This is a genomic window from Streptomyces sp. NPDC028308 (assembly GCF_055565855.1).
Genome location: NZ_JBVHTO010000001.1, coordinates 419,803 through 442,772, shown reverse-complemented (window position 1 = coordinate 442,772; position 22,970 = coordinate 419,803). Strand labels below are relative to the sequence as shown.

Genomic DNA, 22,970 nt, shown 5'->3' with positions numbered 1-22,970 from the left:
CGAGGGCCGGGACGCGCACGCGCGCTCCCGGCCCTTCCGGCGTTCAGGGGCGGGGTCGCGGGCGCTGCTCAGGGCCGCCGCACCTCGTAGTGGAAGCAGCCGTACTCCACGGCCCTGACGTGGACCAGGGCGACCGCCGGGTTCGCGAAGGCCTCGGCGAGCGCTTCGTCGACGGCCCCGTCGGCCGCCCCGGCGTCCTGCGGCACCTCCAGCAGCCGGCCGCCCAGGATGTGCCCCTCGGCGGAGTAGCGCCGCAGGACCCGCAGGACGCCCGGCCGGACGAACGGATGTCCGTCGCCGCCGGGCCCCGCGCACTCCTCGGCGTGCACGAACACCGGCCCCTGCTCGTCGTACGCCCCCGGGTCGGCGCCCGTCGCGGCCGCCCACCGCCGCAGCGGCGCGTAGGAGACGAGGGCGATCCGCTCGCCGGTCCGGCTGCGGCGCAGACAGCAGCGCAGCGGCGCCCCGCCCTCCTCGTCGGTGAACGGCGCGAGGGGCCGTCCGGCGTCGTCCCGGTCCCGGAGTTCCTTCAGAACCGTCGGCTCGACGGCTCGTGCGGTGTAGGTCGTCATGCCTCAAGACTCGCCCCGCTCCGGCGCCTCCACCGGCGGGAAACGGACATCGCGTTCCGCACAGTTCCCATGGAAGGATGACGCAACCCACACATAACGAGGAGATGACCGCGTGCCTGGCACAAACCTGACCCGCGAAGAGGCACAGCAGCGGGCGCAGCTGCTCAGCGTTGACTCGTACGAGATCGATCTCGACCTCTCCGGCGCGCAGGATGGGGGCGGCACCTACCGGTCCGTGACCACGGTGCGCTTCGACTCCGCCCGCACGGGCGCGGAGTCCTTCATCGACCTGGTGGCCCCGGCCGTCCACGAGGTGATCCTCAACGGTGACCCGCTGGACCCCGCCGAGGTCTTCCGGGACTCGCGGATCGCGCTGCCCGGCCTGCTGGAGGGACGCAACGTCCTGCGGGTCGTGGCCGACTGCGAGTACACCAACACCGGTGAGGGCCTGCACCGGTTCGTCGACCCCGTCGACCAGCGGGCCTACCTCTACACCCAGTTCGAGGTGCCGGACGCCCGCCGGGTCTTCGCCTCGTTCGAGCAGCCCGACCTGAAGGCGACCTTCCAGTTCACCGTGAAGGCGCCGTCCGGGTGGACGGTCGTCTCCAACTCGCCGACGCCGGAGCCCAAGGACGACGTCTGGTCCTTCGAGCCGACGCCGCGGATCTCGACGTACATCACCGCGCTGATCGCAGGCCCCTACCACAGCGTCCACAGCGTGTACGAGAAGGACGGGCAGTCGGTGCCGCTCGGCATCTACTGTCGGCCCTCGCTGGCCGAGTTCCTCGACTCGGACGCCATCTTCGAGGTGACCCGGCAGGGCTTCGACTGGTTCCAGGAGAAGTTCGACTACGCGTACCCGTTCAAGAAGTACGACCAGCTCTTCGTGCCGGAGTTCAACGCGGGCGCGATGGAGAACGCGGGCGCCGTCACCATCCGCGACCAGTACGTGTTCCGGTCCAAGGTGACCGACGCCGCGTACGAGGTGCGCGCGGAGACGATCCTGCACGAGCTCGCCCACATGTGGTTCGGCGACCTCGTGACCATGGAGTGGTGGAACGACCTGTGGCTCAACGAGTCCTTCGCCACCTACACGTCGATCGCCTGCCAGGCGTACCACCCCGACTCGCGCTGGCCGCACTCCTGGACGACGTTCGCCAACTCCATGAAGACGTGGGCGTACCGGCAGGACCAGCTGCCGTCCACGCACCCGATCATGGCGGACATCAACGACCTGGACGACGTCCTGGTCAACTTCGACGGCATCACGTACGCCAAGGGCGCCTCCGTCCTCAAGCAGCTCGTCGCCTACGTCGGCATGGACGAGTTCTTCCGTGGCGTGCAGGCGTACTTCAAGGCGCACGCCTTCGGTAACACGCGGCTGTCGGACCTGCTGGGCAAGCTGGAGGAGACCAGCGGACGCGATCTGCAGACCTGGTCGAAGAAGTGGCTCCAGACCGCCGGCATCAACGTCCTGCGGCCGCGGATCGAGACGGACGCCGACGGGGTCGTCACGTCCTTCGCGATTCACCAGGAGGCCCCCGCGCTGCCGGCCGGCGCGAAGGGCGAGCCGACGCTGCGCCCGCACCGCGTGGCGGTCGGCCTGTACGACCTGGACGCGAGCGGCAAGCTGGTGCGCGGCGACCGGATCGAGCTGGACGTCGACGGTGAACTGACCGCCGTCCCCGAGCTGGTGGGCAAGCGCCGTCCGGCCGTGGTGCTGCTCAACGACGACGACCTGTCGTACGCGAAGGTGCGCCTGGACGAGCAGTCGCTGGCGTTCGTGACGGAGCACCTGGGCGACTTCGAGTCGTCGCTGCCGCGCGCGCTGTGCTGGGCGTCGGCGTGGGACATGACGCGCGACGCGGAGCTCGCGACCCGCGACTACGTCTCCCTCGTCCTCGCCGGCATCGGCAAGGAGTCCGACATCGGCGTGGTGCAGTCGCTGCACCGCCAGGTGAAGACGGCGATCGAGCTGTACGCGGACCCGGCCGCCCGCGAGACGCTGCTGGCCCGCTGGACGGAGGCCACGCTCGCCCACCTGCGCACCGCGCAGGCCGGCAGCGACCACCAGCTCGCCTGGGCGCGCGCGTTCGCCGCGACCGCCCGCACCCCGGAGCAGCTGGACCTCCTGGAGGCCCTGCTCGACGGCCGGGAGAGCATCGAGGGCCTGGCGGTGGACACCGAGCTGCGCTGGGCGTTCGTGCAGCGGCTCGCCGCGGTGGGCCGCTTCGACGAGGCGGAGATCGCGAGCGAGTACGAGCGCGACCGGACGGCGGCCGGTGAGCGGCACGCGGCGACCGCCCGCGCGGCCCGTCCCACGGAGGAGGCGAAGGCGGAGGCCTGGGCCTCGGTCGTGGAGTCCGACAAGCTGCCGAACGCCGTGCAGGAGGCGGTGATCGGCGGGTTCGTGCAGACCGGCCAGCGGGAGCTGCTGGCCCCGTACACGGACAAGTACTTCGCCGTGCTCAAGGACGTCTGGGACTCCCGCTCGCACGAGATGGCCCAGCAGATCGCGGTGGGCCTCTACCCGGCCGTGCAGGTCTCCGAGGACACGCTCGCCAAGACGGACGCGTGGCTGGCCTCGGCCGAGCCGAACGCGGCCCTGCGGCGGCTGATCTCCGAGGCCCGCTCGGGCGTCGAGCGCGCGCTGAAGGCGCAGGCTGCGGACGCCGCGGCTTCCTGACGCCGACCGTACGTCGTACGGGAGAGGGGGCGCCCGGCTCTGTGCCGGGCGCCCCCTCTTCACGTCCGGCCCCACCGCGTACCGCCGGGGTGTCGGCGCGCGCCCTGTCACGCACCCCCGAAGCCGAGCCTGCCTCCGGCCGCCTCCCCGCCCGGCTCACCGGCGGCCGGCCGCGCCGCGGCCTCGCGCAGGGCGTCCAGGACCCGGCCGACGGCGGCACCCTCGTCGGCGCCCCGCCGTACCGCCGCGACGACGTGGCGGTGCGGACGGTCCGCGTCGAGCCGGCGCATGACGACGCCGTCGCGCGGTACGGACGCCATCCGCGGCACCAGGGCGACTCCCATGCCCGCCTCGACCATGGCGAGGATGGCCGTCCAGCCCGCCGCGGAGTGCCCCTGGTGCGGGCTGAACCCGGCGCTCTCGCAGGCGGCCCGCGTGATGTCCGACCAGGGCCCGCTGCCGCCGAAGATCCACGGCTCGGCGGCGCAGTCGGCCAGCCGGACCTCGTCGGCGCGGGCCAGCGGGTGGTCCCGGGGCAGCGCGAGGTCGAGCGGGTCGGCGAGCAGCGGCACCCGGCTGAAACGCGGGTCGGCCGCCGTGGGCGCCTGCGCGGCCAGGGAGAGGGCGAGGTCGACCGAGCCCGCGGCGAGCAGTTCGTACGCCTGTGCCGCCTCGGCCTCCCGCACCTGTACGCGGATCCCGGGACGCGTCACCCGCAGCGCCCGCACCGCCGGGACGACCAGCGCGGGCACGGCCGTCGAGAAGGCGCCGACCCGTACCTCGCCCGCCTCCCCGTGCAGGTAGGCGGTCAACTCCGCGTCGGCGCGCTCCAGCTGCTCGAAGACGGCCGCCGCGTGCCGCAGGACGAGTTCGGCCGCGTCGGTGAGTCGCACCCGCCGCCCCCGCGCCTCCAGCAGCGGCACGCCGAGCTGCTTGGCGAGGTTCGTCAGCTGCTGCGACACGGCGGAGGGCGTCAGCGCCAGCGCCTCGGCGGTCGCGGTGACGGTGCCGTGCTCCCGCAGCGTCCGCAGGATCCGCAGCTTCTTGATGTCCCACCTGTCGTACTCGGCCATGGCGGCAACCTATCCACCCGTGTGTCCCGCCCGGCCGGGGGCGGCCGTGCCGAGGACGACGCCGCCGAGGACGAGGACCGCGCAGGCGGCCTGCGTCCAGCTCGGGCGTTCACCGAGCAGGACGTACGACAGGCCGGCCACACACAGCGGCTGGAGGTGGTAGACGGCTCCCGCGCGGGCCGCGCCGACCAGGGCGACGGCCTTGTTCCAGGCGAGGAAGGCGAGCGCGGAGGACAGGACCCCGACGTACAGGAGCGGGCCGACGGTGGCGGGCGTCGGGGTGAAGGTGCCCTGGACGGCGACGCTGAGCGCGCACGCGGGCAGGAGCATCGCGGTGCCGAGGGCGAAGGTCGTGAACAGGAAGGCGGGACCGGCGAGTTCGGCGGGACGGCGGCGCAGCAGCGCGCTGTACGCCGCGAAGCTCGCCGCCGCGGCGAGCATCCAGAGGTCTCCCGCGGTGAACCCCGTGGCCCCGGAGCCGGTGCCGATCAGGAGCAGCACCCCGGCGCAGGCGATCAGCATCCCGGTGGTCCGCCGCGCCCCGAGCCGTACGCCGCCCAGCCGTTCCAGGGCGGCCATCAGGACGGGCGCGGCGGCCATGATCATGCCCATGTTGCCCGCCGAGGTGGACAGGGCGGCCTGTTGACCAGGGTGTTGTAGACGGTGACGCCGAGGAGGGCGGCGAGGAGGCAGTGGCCCAGGTGCCGGCGAAGGAGGGCGCGCCGCCGCCAGGCCCCGCGTGCCGTGAAGGGGGCGACGACCAGCAGGGCGACGGTCCAGCGCCAGAACGCCTGCTGGACGGGCGGCACGCTGTCGTGCAGGGCGCGGGCGGCGACGAAGCTGCCCGACCAGACGAGGGTGGCGACGGCGGCGAGGGCGATACCGGGACCGGCCGCCCGCCTCCCCGCCGCCGCCGTCGCCGTTGCCGTCGCCCGGTGCGTACGCGTCCGGTCCAGGACCGCCATGGACATCCCTGCCTCTCGATGGTGGGTGCGGGTGCCCGCCCACCGTCGCAGCGGCGGAACCGTCACGTCCATCGAAACTTTTCGACGTTTCCGTTCAGGAGAACTGAAAGGTGATGGGGCTACGAGGCCCGGGAGGCCGGTGTCACAGGGGCCGCGGGGACGGGCGCGGTAGCCGGGATCGCCGTCGCGGGGACGGGCGGGGAGGCGGGCGCCGTCGCGGGGGTCCGGTCCGCCGTGGGTGCCGTGACGCGGCGCGGGCGGCGCTGGCCCACCACGGTCGCGGTGAACGCCAGCGCCATGCCGGTGAGCTGGAGCGGGGTGAGCGCCTGGCCGAGCGCCGCCCAGCCGATGACCGCTGCGGTGAGCGGCGAGAGCGGGCCGAGGAAGGTGACTTGAGTGGCGGAGAGCCGGCCGATCCCGCGGAACCAGAGCCAGTACGCGACCGCCGTGTTCGCCAGCGCCAGGTAGAGGTATCCGCCGACCGCCCGGCCGTCGAGCGCGGGCGGGGCGCCCTCGGCGAGGAACGCGACCGGGGCGATGAGCAGTCCGCCGGCCGTCAGCTGCCAGGCGGTCAGCGCCAGGGGGCCGACGCCCTCGGGGCGCCCCCACCGCTTGGTGAGGACCGTGCCGGTGGACATCGAGGCGGTCGAGGCGAGGGCCGCGAGGACTCCGAGGGTGTCCAGCGCCCCGGCCGCCTGGAGCACGACGAGGCTCACGCCGAGCGCGGCGGCGATCCCGGTGAGCAGGGTGCGTACGGTCGGCCGCTCCCCCAGCAGCAGGGCGGCGAGCCCGGCAACGAACAGCGGTCCCACCGAGCCGACGACGGCCGCCATCCCGCCGGGCAGCCGGTACGCGGAGAGAAAGAGGAGGGGGAAGAACGCGCCGATGTTCAGCGCGCCCAGCACCGCCGACTTCCACCACCAGGCACGGCGCGGCAGCACCCGGGCCAGCGCGAGCAGCACGAGCCCGGCGGGCAGGGCACGCATCAGCCCGGTGAACAGGGGCCGGTCGGCGGGGAGGAACTCGGTGGTGACGGCGTAGGTGCTGCCCCAGGAGACGGGGGCGAGAGCGGTCAGCAGGACGGTGACGGAACGCCGTCCGGTGGTGCCGGTGAGGTCGTGGGTCGCGTCCGCCATGACGGCGCCCTCCAGAAGTGGGCCGGCGCCGGGACGCGTCGGCGGTGAGGTGGCCGACCCGGACCAGGTCGACATTAATAGCTTAGCGCTAAGCAACTTAGCGTCAAGCCGCTTAGCGACAAGCCACTTACCCATGAGCCACTTTCTTGCGACCGACCGAGGCACGGCCCGATACTCCTCCCATGACCGGGAACCCACCGAGCAAGGACGCCGTCGACGCGATCATCGAGCAGTGGGCCGTCGCGCGGCCCGACCTCGACACCGCGGCGATGGAGGTCTTCGGCCGCATCTTCCGTCTCTCACGGGCGATGGGAGACCGCATGGAGAAGGCGTACACGCGGTTCGGGATCTCCCGCGGCGAGTTCGACGTGCTGGCGACCCTGCGCCGGTCCGGGGAGCCGTACGCGCTCTCGCCCCGCCAGCTCTCGGCGACGCTCATGCTGACCACGGGCGGGATGACCGGCCGCCTCGACAAGCTGGAGCGCGCGGGGCTGCTGCGCAGGTCACCCGATCCGCACGACCGGCGCGGGCTCCAGGTGACCCTGACGGACGAGGGGTACCGCCTGATCGACGAGGCGGTGGGCGCGGGTCTCGCCGTCCAGACCGAGGCGCTCGACGCCCTGGACCCGGATCAGGCGGGCCAACTGGCCGGTCTGCTGCGCCTGTTGCTCGCGGGCACGACGACGGCGTGAGCCGGACCCGGTCCCAGGGCCGGGGCGAGTCGGTGCCGGGAGGTGCGCCGCTGCCTCACGGACCGCCCGCGGACGTGACCCTCGGCGGCCGCACGGCGGCGGAGCGGTGAGGCGGGCGGGGGCCCAAACGCGTCGAGGGAGTCCGCACCCCACTCGGGTGCGGACTCCCTCGGCGACGTGACGTCGGGCGGCGGAAGGCGGAAGGGCTGACCGGTACGGCCCGGACGCGGACGTCCGGACGCGCCGGGTCAGCTCTGCTTCTGCGGCTTCGGCTGCTTCGGGGACTTGTCCAGGACCATCACGAGACCGGCGATGACCAGGAACAGCACGATCGGCGCCGCGACATAGAGACCCAGCGTTTCGATCACGCTCAGTCCGCTGCCGGGCTGGTCACCGTCGTCGCGGTTCAGCGCGAGCGCGGGGGACGACATGAGCAGCATCATCAGCGTCGTACCGGCAGCCAGGGCGCCGGCGCGCAGGGCGTTCTTCTTGTCCACGGTGCAAACGTAGCGAACGCCCGGCGGAGCCGCGCGTCCGGGGTGCCGTACGAGGAATCACGCGCCGGGCGCGAGTGCCCGCTGCGGGGCGCGCGCGAGGCCACGGCCGGCGTCCGGGAGCCCGCCGAAGCGGCGGGCCACCGGACCGGGCGTCACCCCCCACCGGACCCGAACGCCCGGCCACCCCGGACGCCCCGCGTCCCATGGCGGCTCCGGGGCTCCTAGTCGCCCGACTCCGCCCGGCTCCTCCGCTCCGCCGGCTCGCGCCGCAGGACGTCCATCAGGGCGTGCAGCCGGGGTGACTCGGCGAGTTCCTCCAGCGTCACCGGGCGGCCCTCGGCGTCGGCGACGGGCAGCCGCCAGTTCGGGTACTGGTCCCAGGTGCCGGGCAGGTTCTGCGGGCGGCGGTCGCCGACCGTGTCGGGCAGCCAGACGCCGACCATGCGGGCCGGGGTGCGCAGCAGGAACCGGTGCACGGCCTGGATCGCCGCCTCCTCGGACGCCGGCGCGAGGTCGCCGCCCGTGTCCTCCAGCAGCCCCAGCCCGGTGAGCAGCGCCAGCCACTCCCCCGTGTCGGCCGCCGCCTCGGCCCGCTCCTGCGCCACCGGCCGGGTCAACAGGCCCAGGCTGTCGCGCAGTTCCACGTGCTCGCCGGTGAGGCGGGCGGCGGTGGACGGCAGGTCGTGCGTGGTCGCGGTGGCGAGGCAGTCGGCGCGCCAGCGTTCGGGGGGCAGCGGGAGTCCGTCGCCGGCCCAGTCCCGCTCGAACCACAGCACGGAGGTGCCGAGCACCCCGCGCTCCTGGAGCGCCTCGCGTACGCCGGGCTCGACGGTGCCGAGGTCCTCGCCGATCACCAGGGCACCGGCGCGCGAGGCCTCCAGCACCAGGACGGCGAGCATCGCCTCGGCGTCGTAGCGGACGTAGGTCCCGTCCGTGGGGGCCTGGCCCCGGGGAATCCACCAGAGCCGGAACAGGCCCATGACGTGGTCGATGCGCAGTGCGCCCGCGTGGCGGAAGAGGGCGCGCAGGAGGCTGCGGAAGGGGGCGTAGCCGGACGCGGCCAGGCGGTCGGGGCGCCAGGGCGGCAGACCCCAGTCCTGGCCCAGGGCGTTGAAGGCGTCGGGCGGGGCGCCCACGGTGGTGCCGGCCGCGAAGTACTCCTGCTGGGCCCAGGCGTCGGCCCCGCCGGGGTGGACTCCGACGGCCAGGTCGTGGACGAGGCCGACCGGCATGCCGGCGTCGCGGGCGCCGCGCTGGGCGGCGGTGAGCTGGGCGTCGGTGAGCCAGGCGAGCCGGGTGTGGAAGTCGACGCGGTCCTTCAGCTCGGCGCGGGCACGGGCGGTCTCGGCCGAACGGGGGTCGCGCAGCCCCGCGGGCCACGTGTGCCAGTCGGAGCCGTGCGCCTCGGCCAGCGCGCACCAGGTGGCGTGGTCCTCCAGGGCGGCGCCCTCCTCGGCGACGAAGTCGTCGAGGGCGGCCCGGCGGCCGGGGCCGAGCGGGACCGTGCGGATCAGTTCGAGTGCCGCGCGCTTGAGTTCCCACACGGCGTCGCGGTCGATGAGCGCGCCCTTGTTCAGGACGGTGTCGCGCAGTTCCGCGGCGCGCAGGCGCAGGGCGTCGAGCCGCTCCCGGTCCTCGGCGTAGGCGAACTCGGGCACGTCCTCGACGCGCAGGTGCACGGGGTCGGGGAAGCGGCGGGAGGAGGGCCGGTAGGGGGACGGGTCGGTGGGCGCGCCCGGGACGGCCGCGTGCAGCGGGTTCAGCTGGACGAATCCGGCGCCGAGCGCGCGGCCCGCCCAGGTGGCCAGCTCGCGGAGGTCACCGAGGTCGCCCATGCCCCAGGAGCGCCGGGAGAGGAGGGAGTAGAGCTGGACGAGGAGTCCGTGCGTGCGTCCGGGCGGGGCGGGCAGCCGGTCCGGGGCCACCACGAGGTGGACGTCGGCGGTGCGGCCGTCGGGCGCCTGAGCGTGCAGTGTGTGGACGCCGGGTGCGAGGTGCGCGGCGGAGTCGCGGGTGTCGCCCTGCTCGGTCTCGACGCGCAGCCGGGTGCCGTCGGGCAGGCCGGCCAGCGCGGCGGGCAGGTCGCCTCCCCAGGACACGATCGTCGGGGGCAGCAGCCGCTCGCGTAATTCGGCCTCGCGGGCGGCGAGGGCGGTGAGGACGGCCTGCGGGGTGCTCGCGTCGACGCCGAGGGCGGCGAGGGCCGCGGTGACCGCGGTGTCGGAGGCGGGGACCGTGCGGTCCGGGGAGGGGCTGTAGGAGGTGGCCACGCCGTGCAGCGCGGCGAGCCGGGACAGCGGGGTCCCGGCGGACTCGGCCGGCCGGGCGGGCGCGGCACCGGACGGGGGCCACTCGGCGGACTCGGCCGGCGGGGACGGTGCCATCTAGACTCCCGCGGCGGCGCCGGTCGAGGTCGGCTCGCTGGTCAGGTGGGCGGCGTCGGAGAGCGGCGGTTCGCTGGTCAGGGGCTCGGCGTCGGGCAGCGGGGGCTCACTGGTCAGCGGGGCCTCGCCCCAGGAGCCCTCGGCGCTGTCGCCCGCCCGGGGAGGGAATCCGAGGGTGTCCCACTCGGGGACGCGGGTGGGCCGTCCGTCCCGTTGTTTCGGGGTGAGGCCGGGGTCGCGGGAATCGGCGGAGGACTCCGCCGAGGGTTTGGAGAGGGCCGAGAGCAGAAGATGCGCCGAAGCGGCCACGAGGGTCTCCTTGTCGTCGTACGGCTGGACGCGGGTTGTCGCAGCCCTACCCAGTGAGCGCGGCCGCAGACGTGCACGAACGCCCAAGGTGTCCTTGGTCACATTCTGTTCCAGGGGCGGCCGCGGCACCAGAAGGCAGCCGGGTGACGCCAGGGGCGGCTCCGCGCCGGACGCCGGGCTGATCCGCCACGTGAGGCGCACGCGGCACGTCGGCCCCTTCCGTTGACACCGCGACCGCGTGGATGGTGGGCTCGATGCCGCCCCGACCGAGCCGTGCGGGGTGGACCGGACGACGAGGGAGGGCTGTTGCAGCTCCGGGGCGGGTGGGGAGCCGTGCTGCTTCGGCGGGGACAGCGGGCGGTGCGGCCCGTGCGGGGGCCTGGTGGCGTACCGCTTCGCCGGGGGCCGGGCGCGGCCGTGGTCGCGCTGCTCCTCGCGGCGGGCGCGCTGGGCGTCGCGCCCGAGGCCGTCGCCGACCCGGCGCCCGCCGCCGCGGACGCGCCGGATGCGGGCGCCGGGCCCGCGGTCTGGCCCCGTCCGCAGTCCCTGGACACCGGGGGCACCGCCGTCGCGGTCACCGGCGAGGTGGTCCTGGTCGCCGACGCGGCGGCCGATCCGTACACCCTGGACGCGCTGCGTTCGCTGCTGTGGCAGGCCGGCGCGCGGAAGGTCACGACGGTGCGCGACGGCGACCCGATCCCCGAAGCCGAGCTGCGCGCGGGCGCGTTGGTGGTGCGCGCGGGCGTGGAGAGGGCGCACGACAGGACGGCGCAGGGCCCCGGCTCGACGGGCGCCGACGGTACGGGCGGCCGGAGCGCGTACCCCTTCGGCGGGCACGCCGGCAGCGCGGCGACCGAGGGCGCGCACGCGCTGGGCGTCCGCGCCGCGACCCCGCTGGACGAGGCCCTGACCGCTCTCGGTGCCCCGCCCCGCGCCGACCTCCCGTCCGGGGGCTACCGGCTGGCCGTCGGACGGGTCGCGGGCCGAGCCACCGTCGCCCTCGCCGGGGCCGGCGAGGACGGCCTGTTCCACGCCGTGCAGACGCTCCGCCAACTGGTCGACGGCCGCGGGCGGATCGCCGGCGTCCGGGTCCGCGACTGGCCGGGCACCGCGGTCCGGGGCACCACCGAGGGCTTCTACGGCACCCCGTGGACCCACGAACAGCGCCTGGCCCAGCTGGACTTCATGGCCCGCACCAAGCAGAACCGCTACCTGTACGCGCCCGGCGACGACCTCTACCGGCAGGCGCGCTGGCGCGAGTCGTACCCGGCGCGGCAGCGTGCCGACTTCCGGGAGCTGACGGACCGGGCGGTGCGCGATCACGTCACCCCGGCCTGGGCGGTCGCGCCGGGGCAGGCGATGTGCTTCTCCTCGGACGCCGACGTGGCGGCCCTCACGCGCAAGCTCGACGCCATGTGGGCGCTGGGGTTCCGTGCCTTCCAACTGCAGTTCCAGGACGTCAGCTACAGCGAGTGGCACTGCGGGGCGGACGCGGAGGAGTTCGGTTCGGGCCCGGAGGCGGCGGCGCGGGCGCAGGCGCGGGTGGCGAACGCGGTGGCCCGGCGGCTGGCCGCACGGCACCCGGACGCGGCGGCGCTGTCCCTCATGCCGACCGAGTACTACCAGGAGGGCGCGACCGCGTACCGGCGGGCGCTGGCGGACGCGCTGGACGAGGGCGTCGAGGTGGCGTGGACGGGCGTCGGTGTCGTGCCGCGCACCATCACCGGCCGTGAACTGGCCGCCGCCCGGGACGCGTTCGGGCATCCGCTGGTCACCATGGACAACTACCCCGTCAACGACTACGCGCAGGACCGGATCTTCCTCGGCCCGTACCGGGGCCGCGAGCCCGCCGTCGCCACCGGCTCGGCGGGGCTGCTGGCGAACGCGATGCAGCAGGCGGAGGCCTCCCGCGTCCCGCTCTTCACCGCCGCCGACTACGCCTGGAACCCCCGCGACTACCGCCCCGAGGACTCCTGGCGGGCCGCGGTCGACGACCTCGCGGGCGGTGACGCGCGGGGCGGGCGGGCGCTGAGCGCGCTGGCCGGGAACGACGCGTCGTCGGTGCTCGGCGGCGACGAGTCGGCGTACCTGCGCCCGCTCGTCGAGGCGTTCTGGCGGGGCCGGGCGGCGCCGGACCGCGCGGCGGGCGACCCGGCGACGCGGCGGCTGCGGGCCGCGTTCGCGGTCATGCGGGAGACGCCCCACCACCTGCCGGGCCGTTCACTGGCGTCCGAAGTACGGCCCTGGAGCGAGCAGTTGGCGCGCTACGGCACGGCGGGCGACACGGCCGTCGTCATGCTGAGCGCCCAGTCGGACGGCGACGCCACGGCGGCCTGGGACGCCTACCGCTCCCTGGTCCGCCTGCGCGCCGACCTCGCGTCGAGCCCGGTGACGGTGGGCAAGGGCGTGCTCGGCCCGTTCCTGGCGCGGGCGTCGAAGGCGTACGAGGCCTGGGCGGGCCTCGACCACGAGCCCGCGCCGGACCGCGCCGGACAAGGCGGCGGGGGCGAGCAGCGCGTCGCCCGCTCCGTGCGCCTGGCGCGGGCCCGCCCGCTGACCGCCGTCACGGTGCTCACCGAGCCCGGGACGACCGGCACCGTCGAGGCGCACGTCCCCGGCGAGGGCTGGCGGCGCCTCGGCGACCTCGCGCCCGGCGGCGCGACCGAGACCGCCGCCAAGGTGAGCGCGGACGCCCTGCGGGTGACCGGACCCGAGCCGTCGCGGGTACGGCACCTGGTGCCGTGGTTCGCCGACTCCCCCGAGGCGAGGCTGGAGTTGGGGCGCGCGGAGACGGACGTGGCGATCGGCGGCACGGCGTCGGTGACGGCACGGCTGGTCCCCCTGCGTCCCTCCGACGTCCGCGGGAAGCTCACGGTGCGGGCGCCCGAGGGTGTCCGGGTGCGCGTCCCGGCGGCGCCGGTGCGCCTGCGGCGCGGCACGGACCTCTCCGTCCCGGTCGAGATCGAGGTGCCCAAGAAGACGCCCTCGGGGACGTACACCGTCCGTGTCGCCTTCCGCGAGGAGACCCGCACCCTCACCGTCCGCGCGTTCCCCCGCACGGCGGGACCCGACCTCGCCCGAGGCGCGCGGGCCACGTCCTCCGGCGACGAGACGGCGGACTTCCCGGCGTCCGCGGCGAACGACGGCGACCCGCGGACGCGGTGGTCCTCGCCCGCGCGCGACGACGCCTGGTGGCAGCTGGAGCTGCCCCGGCCGGTGCGCCTGGGCCGGGTGGCGCTGCGCTGGCAGGACGCGTACGCCTCCGCCTACCGCGTCGAGGTCTCCGCGGACGGCCGCGTCTGGCGTACGGCGGCGGCGGTGCGGGACGGGCGGGGCGGCCGGGAGTCGGTGCGCATGGACGAGCGGGACGTGCGCTTCGTGCGCGTCCGGGGAGAGGAGCGCGCGACCCGGTACGGCTACTCGCTCTGGTCGGTGGAGGCGTACGGCGTCGCCGGCTGAGGCGGCGCCCGCCCGTGAACCGTGTGCCGGACGGTGAACCGGCGGCGTCCCGGGGGCCGATAGACGGGGTGTGAGACTGTTCCGCCCCATGGGGGGCCACCGGGAGGACGTCACGGACGCGGCGCTGCTGCGGGCCGTCGCGGACGGGGACTCGGCGGCGATGGCCGCCCTGTACGACCGGCACGCCGGGTGGCTGCACACGCGGCTGACCCGGCGCTGCGCGGACCCCGAGGTCGTGCGCGAGGTGCTCCAGGACACCTTCGTGGCGGTGTGGCGGTCGGCGGCCTCCCACCGGGGTGAGCAGGCCGGCGGCTGGCTGTGGACGCTCGCGGCCCGGCGGCTGGTTGACGCCCGCCGGGTGCAGGAGCGGGCCGCGCGGGTCGAGTACGAGGCACCGGTGGCGGTGGCCTCCGCCGAGGAGCGGGTGCTGGCGGGCCTGGAGTACGGCGACGTCGGCACGGCGCTCGACCGCATCTCCCCCGAGCTCCGCGAGGTGCTGCGGGCCACGGTGGTCGACGGGCTCACGACCCGGGAGACGGCCCGGCTCCTCGGCATCCCCGAGGGCACGGTCAAGACCCGCGCCATGCGCGCCCGCGCCGAACTGCGCGCCGCCCTCGCCCACCTGCATCCGTCCGGGGCCCCGGGCCCGTCCCCGCTGGGAGGTCCGGCATGACCGGCTGGCACGCACCCGACGACCTGATCACCCGTTACACGGACGGCGGCCTGCCGGAGCCGGACGCCTGGTCCCTGGAGAAGCACCTGGAGGGCTGCGCCGCGTGCGCCGCTCGGACCTCGCGGGCGGCGCGGACGGGCACCGCCGGGGCGGTGCTGGCCGAGGTGCGGGACGCGGTCCTGCACGCGGCCCCGGCACCCGCCCGGGCCCCGGCGCCCGTGCGGGTCCGGGCCGTCGGGGGGCGGCTCGGGCGCGTCCTGTGGGCCGCCGGGCCCGCGCTGCGCGGGGCCTGGGCGGCGGCCGTGGTCCTGGTGGCCGCGGGGGCGCTGGCCCTCGCGTACGGCGGCGGGTTCGACGCCGTGCGCCCGCTGCTGCCGGCCGTCGCCCCGGTCGTCCCGGTCGCCGGGGTCGCCCTGTCCTACGGCCGGCACGCCGATCCCCTGCACGAGATCGCCGCCGCCTCGCCCTCCGGCGGGCTGCGCCTGCTGCTGACGCGGACGGCCGCCGTCCTCGCGCTGAGCCTGCCGCTGCTGACCCTCGCGGGGTTCCTGCTGCCCGCCACCGGCTCCGGGGCGCCGGAGGTGCCGGCGGCGGCCGCCTGGCTGCTGCCCGGGCTCGCCCTGACGCTGGCCACCCTGGCGCTGTCCGGGTTCGTGGGCTGCCGGGCCGCGTCTGCGGCGGTCGGCGGCGGCTGGCTGCTCGCCCTGGCCGCGCCCGTCCTCGCGGACTCCGGGGCCGGAGTCACGGTCCGGCTCGCCCGGCAGCTCTCCCTCTACCTCACCGGCGCCTCGCCGCAGTGGACCTGGGCGGCGGCGTCCGCGCTCTGCGCCCTGGTCCTCGTCGCGCGCCGCACCGCGTACGACCGTCTGGAGACGATGTGAACCCCGGCACCACCACCCCGCCCGCGCCCCGCGCACCGGACGGCACCGCGCCCGGCTCCCCGGCCGTCCGCGTCCAGGGGCTGACCGTCCGCCACCGCAGGACGCTCGCGCTGGACGCCGTCGACCTGGACCTCGGTCCCGGGGTCCACGGGCTGCTCGGTCCGAACGGGGCCGGCAAGACCTCCCTCGTCCGCGTCCTCGCGACGGTCGCGGAGCCCGCCGCGGGCCGCGTGGAGATGCTCGGCGGCGACCTCGGCCGGCACCGGGAGCGGACCGCCGTACGCCGTGAACTGGGCTATCTCCCGCAGGAGTTCGGGTACTACCCGGGGTTCACCGTGCGGGAGTTCGTGGCGTACGTGGCCTGGCTGAAGGAGATGCCCGCGGCCGCTGTCCCGGCCGCCGTCGAGCACGCGGTCACCCGGGTCGGGCTCGCCGACCGCCTCGACGCGAAGGTCAGGACGCTCTCCGGCGGCATGGTCCGACGCGTCGGCATCGCGCAGGCGATCGTGAACGCACCCCGCGTCCTGCTGCTGGACGAGCCCACCGCGGGCCTCGACCCCGAGCAGCGCGTCGAGTTCCGCGCCCTGCTGCGGGAACTGGGCCGGGCGGCCACCGTCGTCGTCTCCACCCACCTGGTCGAGGACGTGGCCGCCGCCTGCACGGACGTCACCCTGATCGAGGCGGGCCGGGTCGCCTACCGGGGAACCCCGCGATCGCTGGCCGACCTCGGCGCGGACGGCACCGCCGCCGACGGCAACGCCATGGAGCGCGGCTACACCGCGGCCCTGCGCGCCCACCGCGCCGGCGCCTCCGCGGAGGCCGGCCGATGAGCGTAGGCACGCGACCGGACGAGGACCGCACCACCGCTCTTCCGCCGGACCGGGGCACCGCTCCCGCGCCCCGCGGCCGCCGCGCGCGCCACCCGATGCGCACCGAGTTCCTGCGCGGGTTCGCCCCCTGGGCGGGCGCCGCACTGCTCGTGGCGCTGGCGTGGCCCCTCGCGGCCACCGCCGCGCAGTGGCAGGGCAGCTGGGGCGGGACGACCACCAGGCTCGGCGACGCGGCGGGGCTGGTCGGCGCGCCCTTCGCGCTGGCGGCGGGCGCGTGGCAGGGCGGCCGGGAACGCCGGCTCGGGACGGCGGAGCTGCGCACCTCGGGCGCCCGCGGACCGCTGGCCCAGCTCCTCACGGCGGCCCTGCCGCTTGGCTGCTGGCTGGCGGCCGCCTACCTGCTCACGGCGGCCGGGGCGCTGGCCGCCTGCGCGCCCTACACGTCGGCGGGCCACCCCGCCCCGACGGTCGTCGCGGGCACCGCCGTCTCGATCGCCGCGTGCACGCTGCTCGGCCACGTGGCGGGCCGGGCGCTGCCCTGGCGGCTGACCGCGCCGGCGCTGGCGATCTGCGGCTACGTCCTGTGCGGCGTCCTCGGCACCTCGCGCTCCGGTCTGCGCCTGCTGGCGCTCGCCCAGGTGCGGGGGCACGGCGACCGGGCGGTGCCGGTGTGGTGGTATCCGCTCCTCGCGGCCCTGTGGGCCTGCGGGCTGGCCGCCGCCGCGGTCCTGGTCGTCACCGCGCGCCGCCGCCCCGCCGCGCTGCTGCCGCTGGCCGCCGCACTGGGCGCCGCCGTCCTGCTCGTCCGTACGGGTGACGGGGTGCTCCCCGACAACCCGCGGTTCCACCGTCAGGTGTGCGACACCTCGACCACACCGCACGTGTGCGTCAACGCCACCCACCCCGGTCTGCTGCCGGAGGTGACCGACGCGCTGTCCGGTCTCACCGGCCGGCTGGCGGGCGTCCGGAACGTGCCGGTGCGCTTCGAGGACCTGGGGCGCGACCCGCACGAGGACGAGGCGCAGTTGCCGGTACTGACGCCCTTCGGGTGGGGCGTCGTACGCGGCGAGCTCACAAATCCGGAGCGGTACGCCTGGGAGGCCGCGCACATGCTGGTCAGGGCGGACTGCGAAGGAAGCCCTTCGTCACGACGCGTGCGGATCGCGGACGAGGCCGTGCTGCGCTGGCTCGCGCCGGACCGCCTGTCCCGCGACCTGCGCCGGTACTTCGTGAAAGCGGCCCGCAAGAGCGGCGACACGGAGGCCCTCGCCCGCTACCGGGACGAGGACGAGGCGTACGCCCGCCTCGCCGCGATGACCGTGGAGGAGCGCCGCGCCTGGCTCGGCCGCTGGTTCGCGACCGCCCGGGACTGCGCACCGGACGAGAGAGAGGTCCCGTCCCTGTGAAGACGCCGCCCGCTCCCCTCGTCCTGTACGCCCGCTCCCGCACCCTGCCCATGACGGCCGCCGTGCTGGCCGGCGCCGCGCTGCTCACCCTGTGGGCGGCGAGCCGGCCGGAGACCTACCTGGACCCGTACCGCAGGGTCCCGCTGCTCTCGCTCGCCCCGCTGGCGGCCTCGGCGGCGGTCGGGGTGAGCCTCCACTCGTACGCGCGGGAGCTGGACGACACGGCCGTACGGCCCTGGTGGCCCCGGCGCCTGGCGCACCTGCTGGTCCTCGGCGCGCTCGCGGCGCTGCTGCTGGCGCTCGCCGTGCCCGGGCGGGCGGAGGTGTTCGGCGCGGCGGCGATGGTCCGCAACACGCTGGGCGCGGTCGGTCTCACGGCGGCCGCGGCGGTCGTGACCGGCGCCCGGGCGAGCTGGCTGCCGACGACGCTGTACCTCAGCTCGGTGTACCTCTCGGCCGCCTCACCCCGTGTGAGAAACGAGACAGTGCTCGCCTGGCCGCTTCAGTCGGGCCCGCAGCCGGCCGCGTGGGGCGTCGCGCTGGCACTCTTCGTGTCCGGCTCGGCGCTCTGCGCATGGCGTGGCGCCCGCCCCGAAGGACCCCGCGGCTGAGGCGGGGCCGTGCGGGACGGGCAGGGGTGTGCAAAAGCCCGGATCGTCAGGCGGAGATGCCGTCGATCCGGGCCATCGCGTCCTCGGCGCCGTACGGCTGCAGGTAGGGCAGCCAGCGCGGGTCGCGATGGCCGGTTCCGATGATGCGCCAGGCGAGCCCCGTCGGCGGGGCGGGTTTGTGGCGCAGGCGCCAGCCGATCTCGACCAGGTGGCGGTCGGCCTTGACGTGGTTGCAGCGGCGGCACGACGCCACCACGTTGTCCCAGGCGTGCTGACCCCCGCGGCTGCGCGGGACGACGTGGTCGACGCTGGTTGCGACGCCACCGCAGTACATGCACCGGCCGCCGTCCCGGGCGAACAGGGCTCGCCTGGTCAGCGGGACGGGGCCCCGGTAGGGGACCCGGACGAACCTCTTCAGCCGGACCACGCTGGGTGCGGGGACAGTAACGGTCGCGCTGTGCATGAAGGCGCCGGATTCCTCCAGGGAGACTGCCTTGTTCTCCAGGACGAGGACGAGCGCGCGGCGGAGCGGTACGACGCCGAGTGGCTCGTACGACGCGTTGAGGACCAGGACATGCGGCACGGATGCCTCCTTGTACGCCGGCGGCGCGTGGCTCGCGCCGGGACGATCTGTGGCCAGTGTCCCCTCATGCCTGGTGGAAGCGCCACCATGTCCCGGTAACGGGCTGGGAGTGTTTTCGACCACACCTTCTTCATCCCCGGGTGAGCACAGTCTCTCCCTCGCGGACGGCAACGATCCACACACGATGCCCCGTTAGTGTGGTGGGTCTGCCCGACGGTGTCCTTCTCGTGATTTCCGGCCGCGGGCGGACCGCTACGCCTGGAGGTACACCCCGTGTTCTTGTCCGTCCTGTCGGCCACCGCGACCCCGTCGCCGTCACCCTCGACGACGGCCGACCCGCTTCAGGACGCCCAGGAGAGCGCGACCAACGCCGCCAGCTGGGTCGAGCAGAACTGGTCCACCTGGCTCAGCATCGGTCTGCGGGTCCTGCTGATCGTGGTCATCGCGGTGGCCCTCAGAATCGCGGTGCGCCGGGCGATCACCAAGTTCATAGAACGGATGAACCGGACCGCGCAGGCCGTCGACGGCACCGCGCTCGCCGGGCTGCTGGTGAACGCCGAGCGGCGCCGGCAGCGGTCCCAGGCCATCGGCTCGGTGCTGCGGTCGGTGGCGTCCTTCCTGATCGTGGGCACGGCCGCGCTGATGGTCCTCGGCACCTTCGAGATCAACCTCGCGCCCCTGCTCGCCTCCGCCGGTGTGGCCGGTGTGGCCATCGGTTTCGGCGCCCGCAACCTGGTCACGGACTTCCTGTCCGGCGTGTTCATGATCCTGGAGGACCAGTACGGCGTCGGCGACACCATCGACGCCGGGGTGGCCTCCGGCGAGGTGATAGAGGTCGGCCTGCGCGTCACGAAGCTGCGCGGCGACAGCGGCGAGATCTGGTACGTCCGCAACGGCGAGGTCAAGCGCATCGGCAACCTCTCCCAGGGCTGGGCCACGGCGGGCGTCGACGTCACCGTCCGCGCCTCTGAGGACCTGGACCACGTCCGGTCGGTGCTCAACGAGGTCAGCGAGGCCATGAGCAAGGCGGAGCCCTGGAACGAGCTGCTGTGGGGCCCGATCGAGGTGCTCGGCCTCGACAGCGTCCTGCTCGACTCGATGGTGGTCCGCGTCTCGGCGAAGACCATGCCGGGCAAGGCCCTGACGGTGGAGCGCGAGCTGCGCTGGCGCATCAAGCGCGCCTTCGACGCCGCCGACATCCGGATCGTCGGCGGGTCCACGGTCCAGCCGGAGGAGACGCCGGCTCCGGACCCGACGGCCGCGGTGGCGGCGCCCTCGGTGTACGCGAACTCGGCGTCCCCGCAGTCGGAGGCCGCGTCCCCGATCGCCCCGAGGTCCCCGCAGAGGTAGCCCCCGGCGCACTGCGCGGACCCACCACGACCGCCCCCGCGGGTAACGACTCTGTTGCCGCGGGGGCGGTCTCTCTTGACGCCCTCACGGCACCGCGCCTACGTTCCTCCCATCGAACAGGAAACTTTCCTAACAGTGATCTTGCGGCGGGGTCTCCCCGGCCCCCGCGTGGACGTCGCCGCCGCGGCACTGGGAAGCTGGGCAGCCGAGAGGCAGGTGGGGACGACATGGCCGGATCAGCCGGTACGCCGGGCACTCCGCGCGTCCTGCGCGCCATGAACGACCGCGCCGCCCTGGACCTCCTCCTGGAGCACGGCCCGCTGTCCCGCACCCGGATCGGCAAGCTGACCGGGCTGTCCAAGCCCACCGCCTCCCAGCTCCTCGCCCGCCTGGAGGCCGCCGGCCTGGTGCTCGCCACCGGGACCAGCGAGGGCCGCCCGGGCCCCAACGCCCAGCTGTACGCCGTCAACCCGCACGCCGCCCACGCGGCCGGACTCGACGTCACCCCCGAGCGCGTCCGGGCCGCCGTCGCCGACGTCACCGGCCGCACGGTGGGCGAGTTCGAGCTGCCGACGCCCGGCCGGCGTCCGGCGCAGCCCGTGGTCCGGCAGGTCACCGACGCGCTGGACGGGGCGGTGAAGGCTGCGGGGCTCGCCCGCGACGACGTGCACCGGCTCGTCATCGCCACACCGGGCGCCTTCGACCCCACCACCGGACGGCTGCGCTACGCCTCGCACCTGCCCGGCTGGCACTCCCCCAGCCTCCTCGACGAGCTGGCCGCGGCGCTGCCGATGCCCGTCGAGTACGAGAACGACGTGAACCTCGTCGCCGTCGCCGAGCAGCGGCTCGGCGCGGCCCGCGGTCACGAGGACTTCGTCCTGCTGTGGAACGAGGGCGGTCTCGGCGCCGCGCTCGTCCTCGGCGGACGGCTGCACCGCGGCTGGACCGGCGGCGCCGGCGAGGTCGGGTTCCTGCCGGTGCCCGGCGCACCCCTGGTCCGGCAGGTGACCCGGGCCAACAGCGGCGGCTACCAGGAGCTGGCCGGCTCCCAGGCGATCCCGGCGCTCGCCCGCGAGCTGGGCATCCGGCCGGTGCCGAGCGGGCCGTACGCCGAGGTGGCCGCCGCCCTCGTCGCCCAGGCCGCCGCCGTGAACGAGGGGCCGCACCTGCGGCTGCTCCAGACGTACGCGACCGGGCTGGCCACCGGTCTGGCCTCACTCGTCTCCGTCCTCGACCCCGAACTCGTCGTGCTCAGCGGCGCCTCCCTCACCGCCGGCGGTGAACCGCTGCGGGCCCTGGTCCAGGCGGAGCTGGAGGAACTGGCCCCGTCCCGTCCGCGGCTCGTCGTCGGCGACGTGCGCGAACACCCCGTGCTGCGCGGCGCGTTGGAGAGCGCGCTGGCGGCCACCCGCGACGAGGTCTTCGACACCTCGCGCTGACCCCGCCGTATCCCGGCACCGTCCGATCCACCCACCCCCCGCGTCCCCTGCAGTCCCGCCCGTCCTAGGGAGACCCCGTCATGCCCGGAATGTCCCGGAAAGCGGTCGTCGCGCTGGCCGCGTCCGCCTCGATAGCCCTCCTCGCCACCGCCTGTACCGGCCAGTCCGACTCCGGCGGCAGCGACGACGCGTCCAAGGAGACGACGCTCAACTTCTGGCACGCCTGGAGCGCGCCCGGTGAGGTCAAGGCCGTGAAGTCGCTCGTCGCGGGCTTCGAGAAGAAGCACCCCAACATCCACGTCAACGTCGTCGGCAACATGACGGACGACAAGATCAACCAGGCGCTGCGCGCGGGCGGCGACAAGGCCCCCGACGTTGTCTCCTCCTTCACCACCAACAACGTCGGCAAGTTCTGCTCGTCCGGCGCCTTCGTCGACCTCGGCCCCTTCTTCGAGAAGGCGGACATCGACCCGGAGAAGACGTTCCCGAAGGCGATGAACGAGTACACCCAGTTCGAGGGCAACCGCTGCACCGTGCCGCTGCTCGGTGACGCCTACGGGCTCTACTACAACAAGACCGCCTTCGAGAAGGCCGGCATCACCGCGCCGCCGAAGACCTGGTCCGAGTTCGAGAAGGACGCCGAGAAGCTCACCGTCACCAAGGGGGACTCCTACTCCCAACTCGGGTTCATGCCGAACTACCACGGCTGGGAGTCGACCACCGAGCACTACTTCGGGCAGTTCTCGCCGACGTACTTCGACAGCGAGGGCAAGTCGAACATCGCGAAGGACCCCGCTTTCAAGAAGGGGTTCACCCTCCAGAAGCGGCTGGTCGACGCGCTCGGCGGGTATCAGAAGCTGGAGAAGTTCCGGTCCAAGCTCGGTGACGAGTGGGGTCCCAAGCACCCCTTCCACACCGGCCAGGTCGCGATGCAGCTGGACGGCGAGTGGCGGCTCGGCATGGCCGAGGAGGCCAAGCCCGGCTTCGAGATCGGCGTGGCGCCGCTGCCCGTGCCCGACGACCAGGCCGACCAGTACGGCAAGGGCTACATCACCGGCACCATCGCCGGCATCGCCGCCACCAGCAAGAAGCAGAACGCGGCCTGGGAACTCGTGAAGTACATGACCACGGACACGGACGCGGTGGTCGGCTTCGCCAACGCCATCCACAACGTGCCGTCCACACTGGAAGCCCTCAAGTCCCCGAAGCTGAAGTACGACCCGCGCTTCAAGACCTTTTTGGACATCGCGTCGAACCCCCACTCCACGACGACCCCCGCCTCGATCAACGGCGGCACCTACCTCGTGTCGATCCAGCAGTTCGGCTACGACTACGAGAGCGGCAAGGCGCGGGATCTGGAGGCCGGTCTGAGGAAGACCGCCGCCCAGATCGACACGGACATCGCCCAGGCGAAGTGACACGTC

Annotated in this window: 18 protein-coding genes and 1 pseudogene; 11 read left to right on the top strand and 8 right to left on the bottom strand. The window is 74.8% G+C overall.

Features of this window, described 5'->3' with window-relative positions:
• Positions 1–68: 68 nt before the first annotated feature.
• Positions 69–572, bottom strand: a complete 504-nt coding sequence (locus ACZ4VA_RS01850; RefSeq protein WP_468079271.1) for a DUF1203 domain-containing protein — start codon at positions 570–572, stop codon at positions 69–71.
• A 112-nt stretch (positions 573–684) separates the two neighbouring features.
• Between ACZ4VA_RS01850 and pepN the strand changes: the two genes are divergently transcribed.
• Positions 685–3,258, top strand: a complete 2,574-nt coding sequence (gene pepN, locus ACZ4VA_RS01845) for an aminopeptidase N (RefSeq protein WP_356164983.1) — start codon at positions 685–687, stop codon at positions 3,256–3,258.
• 107 nt (positions 3,259–3,365) lie between these two features.
• Here the strand turns inward: pepN and ACZ4VA_RS01840 are convergent, their stop codons facing one another.
• The 3 genes and pseudogenes from ACZ4VA_RS01840 to ACZ4VA_RS01830 form a co-directional block, all read right to left on the bottom strand.
• Positions 3,366–4,331, bottom strand: a complete 966-nt coding sequence (locus ACZ4VA_RS01840) for a LysR substrate-binding domain-containing protein (protein ID WP_356164980.1) — start codon at positions 4,329–4,331, stop codon at positions 3,366–3,368.
• A gap of 9 nt (positions 4,332–4,340) precedes the next feature.
• A pseudogene (locus ACZ4VA_RS01835) lies at positions 4,341–5,296 on the bottom strand (DMT family transporter).
• Positions 5,297–5,415: 119 nt separating this feature from the next.
• On the bottom strand, positions 5,416–6,432 hold the full coding sequence (locus ACZ4VA_RS01830) for an EamA family transporter (RefSeq protein ID WP_356237682.1): 1,017 nt from the start codon (positions 6,430–6,432) through the stop codon (positions 5,416–5,418).
• Positions 6,433–6,614: 182 nt separating this feature from the next.
• Here ACZ4VA_RS01830 and ACZ4VA_RS01825 point away from each other — a divergent pair, with 182 nt between their 5' ends.
• A complete protein-coding gene (locus ACZ4VA_RS01825) occupies positions 6,615–7,124 on the top strand; it encodes a MarR family winged helix-turn-helix transcriptional regulator (RefSeq protein WP_355796083.1) in 510 nt (169 codons plus the stop codon).
• A 248-nt stretch (positions 7,125–7,372) separates the two neighbouring features.
• Here the strand turns inward: ACZ4VA_RS01825 and ACZ4VA_RS01820 are convergent, their stop codons facing one another.
• From ACZ4VA_RS01820 to ACZ4VA_RS01810, 3 genes are all read right to left on the bottom strand, one after another.
• On the bottom strand, positions 7,373–7,621 hold the full coding sequence (locus tag ACZ4VA_RS01820; RefSeq protein WP_356164971.1) for a hypothetical protein: 249 nt from the start codon (positions 7,619–7,621) through the stop codon (positions 7,373–7,375).
• Between the two features lie 221 nt (positions 7,622–7,842).
• Entirely contained in the window at positions 7,843–10,005 is a 2,163-nt protein-coding gene (gene malQ, locus ACZ4VA_RS01815; RefSeq protein ID WP_356164968.1) for a 4-alpha-glucanotransferase, read from the bottom strand.
• Positions 10,006–10,314, bottom strand: a complete 309-nt coding sequence (locus tag ACZ4VA_RS01810; RefSeq protein WP_355795198.1) for a hypothetical protein — start codon at positions 10,312–10,314, stop codon at positions 10,006–10,008.
• Between the two features lie 417 nt (positions 10,315–10,731).
• Between ACZ4VA_RS01810 and ACZ4VA_RS01805 the strand changes: the two genes are divergently transcribed.
• The 6 genes from ACZ4VA_RS01805 to ACZ4VA_RS01780 all read left to right on the top strand — a co-directional run bounded on the left by ACZ4VA_RS01805 (position 10,732) and on the right by ACZ4VA_RS01780 (position 18,174).
• On the top strand, positions 10,732–13,773 hold the full coding sequence (locus ACZ4VA_RS01805; RefSeq protein WP_468079266.1) for a beta-N-acetylglucosaminidase domain-containing protein: 3,042 nt from the start codon (positions 10,732–10,734) through the stop codon (positions 13,771–13,773).
• A gap of 88 nt (positions 13,774–13,861) precedes the next feature.
• Positions 13,862–14,446 carry an RNA polymerase sigma factor gene (locus tag ACZ4VA_RS01800; protein WP_355794948.1) on the top strand — a complete coding sequence of 195 codons (585 nt, stop codon included), beginning with the start codon at positions 13,862–13,864 and terminating at the stop codon, positions 14,444–14,446.
• On the top strand, positions 14,443–15,327 hold the full coding sequence (locus tag ACZ4VA_RS01795) for a zf-HC2 domain-containing protein (RefSeq protein WP_388903798.1): 885 nt from the start codon (positions 14,443–14,445) through the stop codon (positions 15,325–15,327). Before ACZ4VA_RS01800 ends, ACZ4VA_RS01795 begins: the two co-directional genes overlap by 4 nt.
• Before the next feature lie 80 nt (positions 15,328–15,407).
• The gene (locus ACZ4VA_RS01790) at positions 15,408–16,157 is read left to right on the top strand and encodes an ATP-binding cassette domain-containing protein (RefSeq protein ID WP_355795789.1); all 750 of its coding nucleotides are present in this window, start codon (positions 15,408–15,410) and stop codon (positions 16,155–16,157) included.
• Positions 16,154–17,563, top strand: coding sequence for a hypothetical protein (locus tag ACZ4VA_RS01785; RefSeq protein ID WP_389389558.1), 1,410 nt, complete (start codon positions 16,154–16,156; stop codon positions 17,561–17,563). The genes ACZ4VA_RS01790 and ACZ4VA_RS01785 overlap by 4 nt, the downstream gene beginning before the upstream one ends.
• A gap of 50 nt (positions 17,564–17,613) precedes the next feature.
• Positions 17,614–18,174, top strand: coding sequence for a hypothetical protein (locus ACZ4VA_RS01780; protein ID WP_355782727.1), 561 nt, complete (start codon positions 17,614–17,616; stop codon positions 18,172–18,174).
• 46 nt (positions 18,175–18,220) lie between these two features.
• On the opposite strand, the gene ACZ4VA_RS01775 is transcribed toward ACZ4VA_RS01780, so the two are convergent.
• Entirely contained in the window at positions 18,221–18,757 is a 537-nt protein-coding gene (locus tag ACZ4VA_RS01775; RefSeq protein WP_355782705.1) for an HNH endonuclease, read from the bottom strand.
• Between the two features lie 273 nt (positions 18,758–19,030).
• On the opposite strand from ACZ4VA_RS01775, the gene ACZ4VA_RS01770 reads away from it, so the two are divergent.
• The 3 genes from ACZ4VA_RS01770 to ACZ4VA_RS01760 all read left to right on the top strand — a co-directional run bounded on the left by ACZ4VA_RS01770 (position 19,031) and on the right by ACZ4VA_RS01760 (position 22,964).
• The gene (locus ACZ4VA_RS01770; protein WP_355782708.1) at positions 19,031–20,107 is read left to right on the top strand and encodes a mechanosensitive ion channel family protein; all 1,077 of its coding nucleotides are present in this window, start codon (positions 19,031–19,033) and stop codon (positions 20,105–20,107) included.
• Between the two features lie 227 nt (positions 20,108–20,334).
• The gene (locus ACZ4VA_RS01765; protein ID WP_355782711.1) at positions 20,335–21,546 is read left to right on the top strand and encodes an ROK family transcriptional regulator; all 1,212 of its coding nucleotides are present in this window, start codon (positions 20,335–20,337) and stop codon (positions 21,544–21,546) included.
• A gap of 80 nt (positions 21,547–21,626) precedes the next feature.
• On the top strand, positions 21,627–22,964 hold the full coding sequence (locus tag ACZ4VA_RS01760; protein ID WP_356164951.1) for an ABC transporter substrate-binding protein: 1,338 nt from the start codon (positions 21,627–21,629) through the stop codon (positions 22,962–22,964).
• Positions 22,965–22,970: the final 6 nt, after the last annotated feature.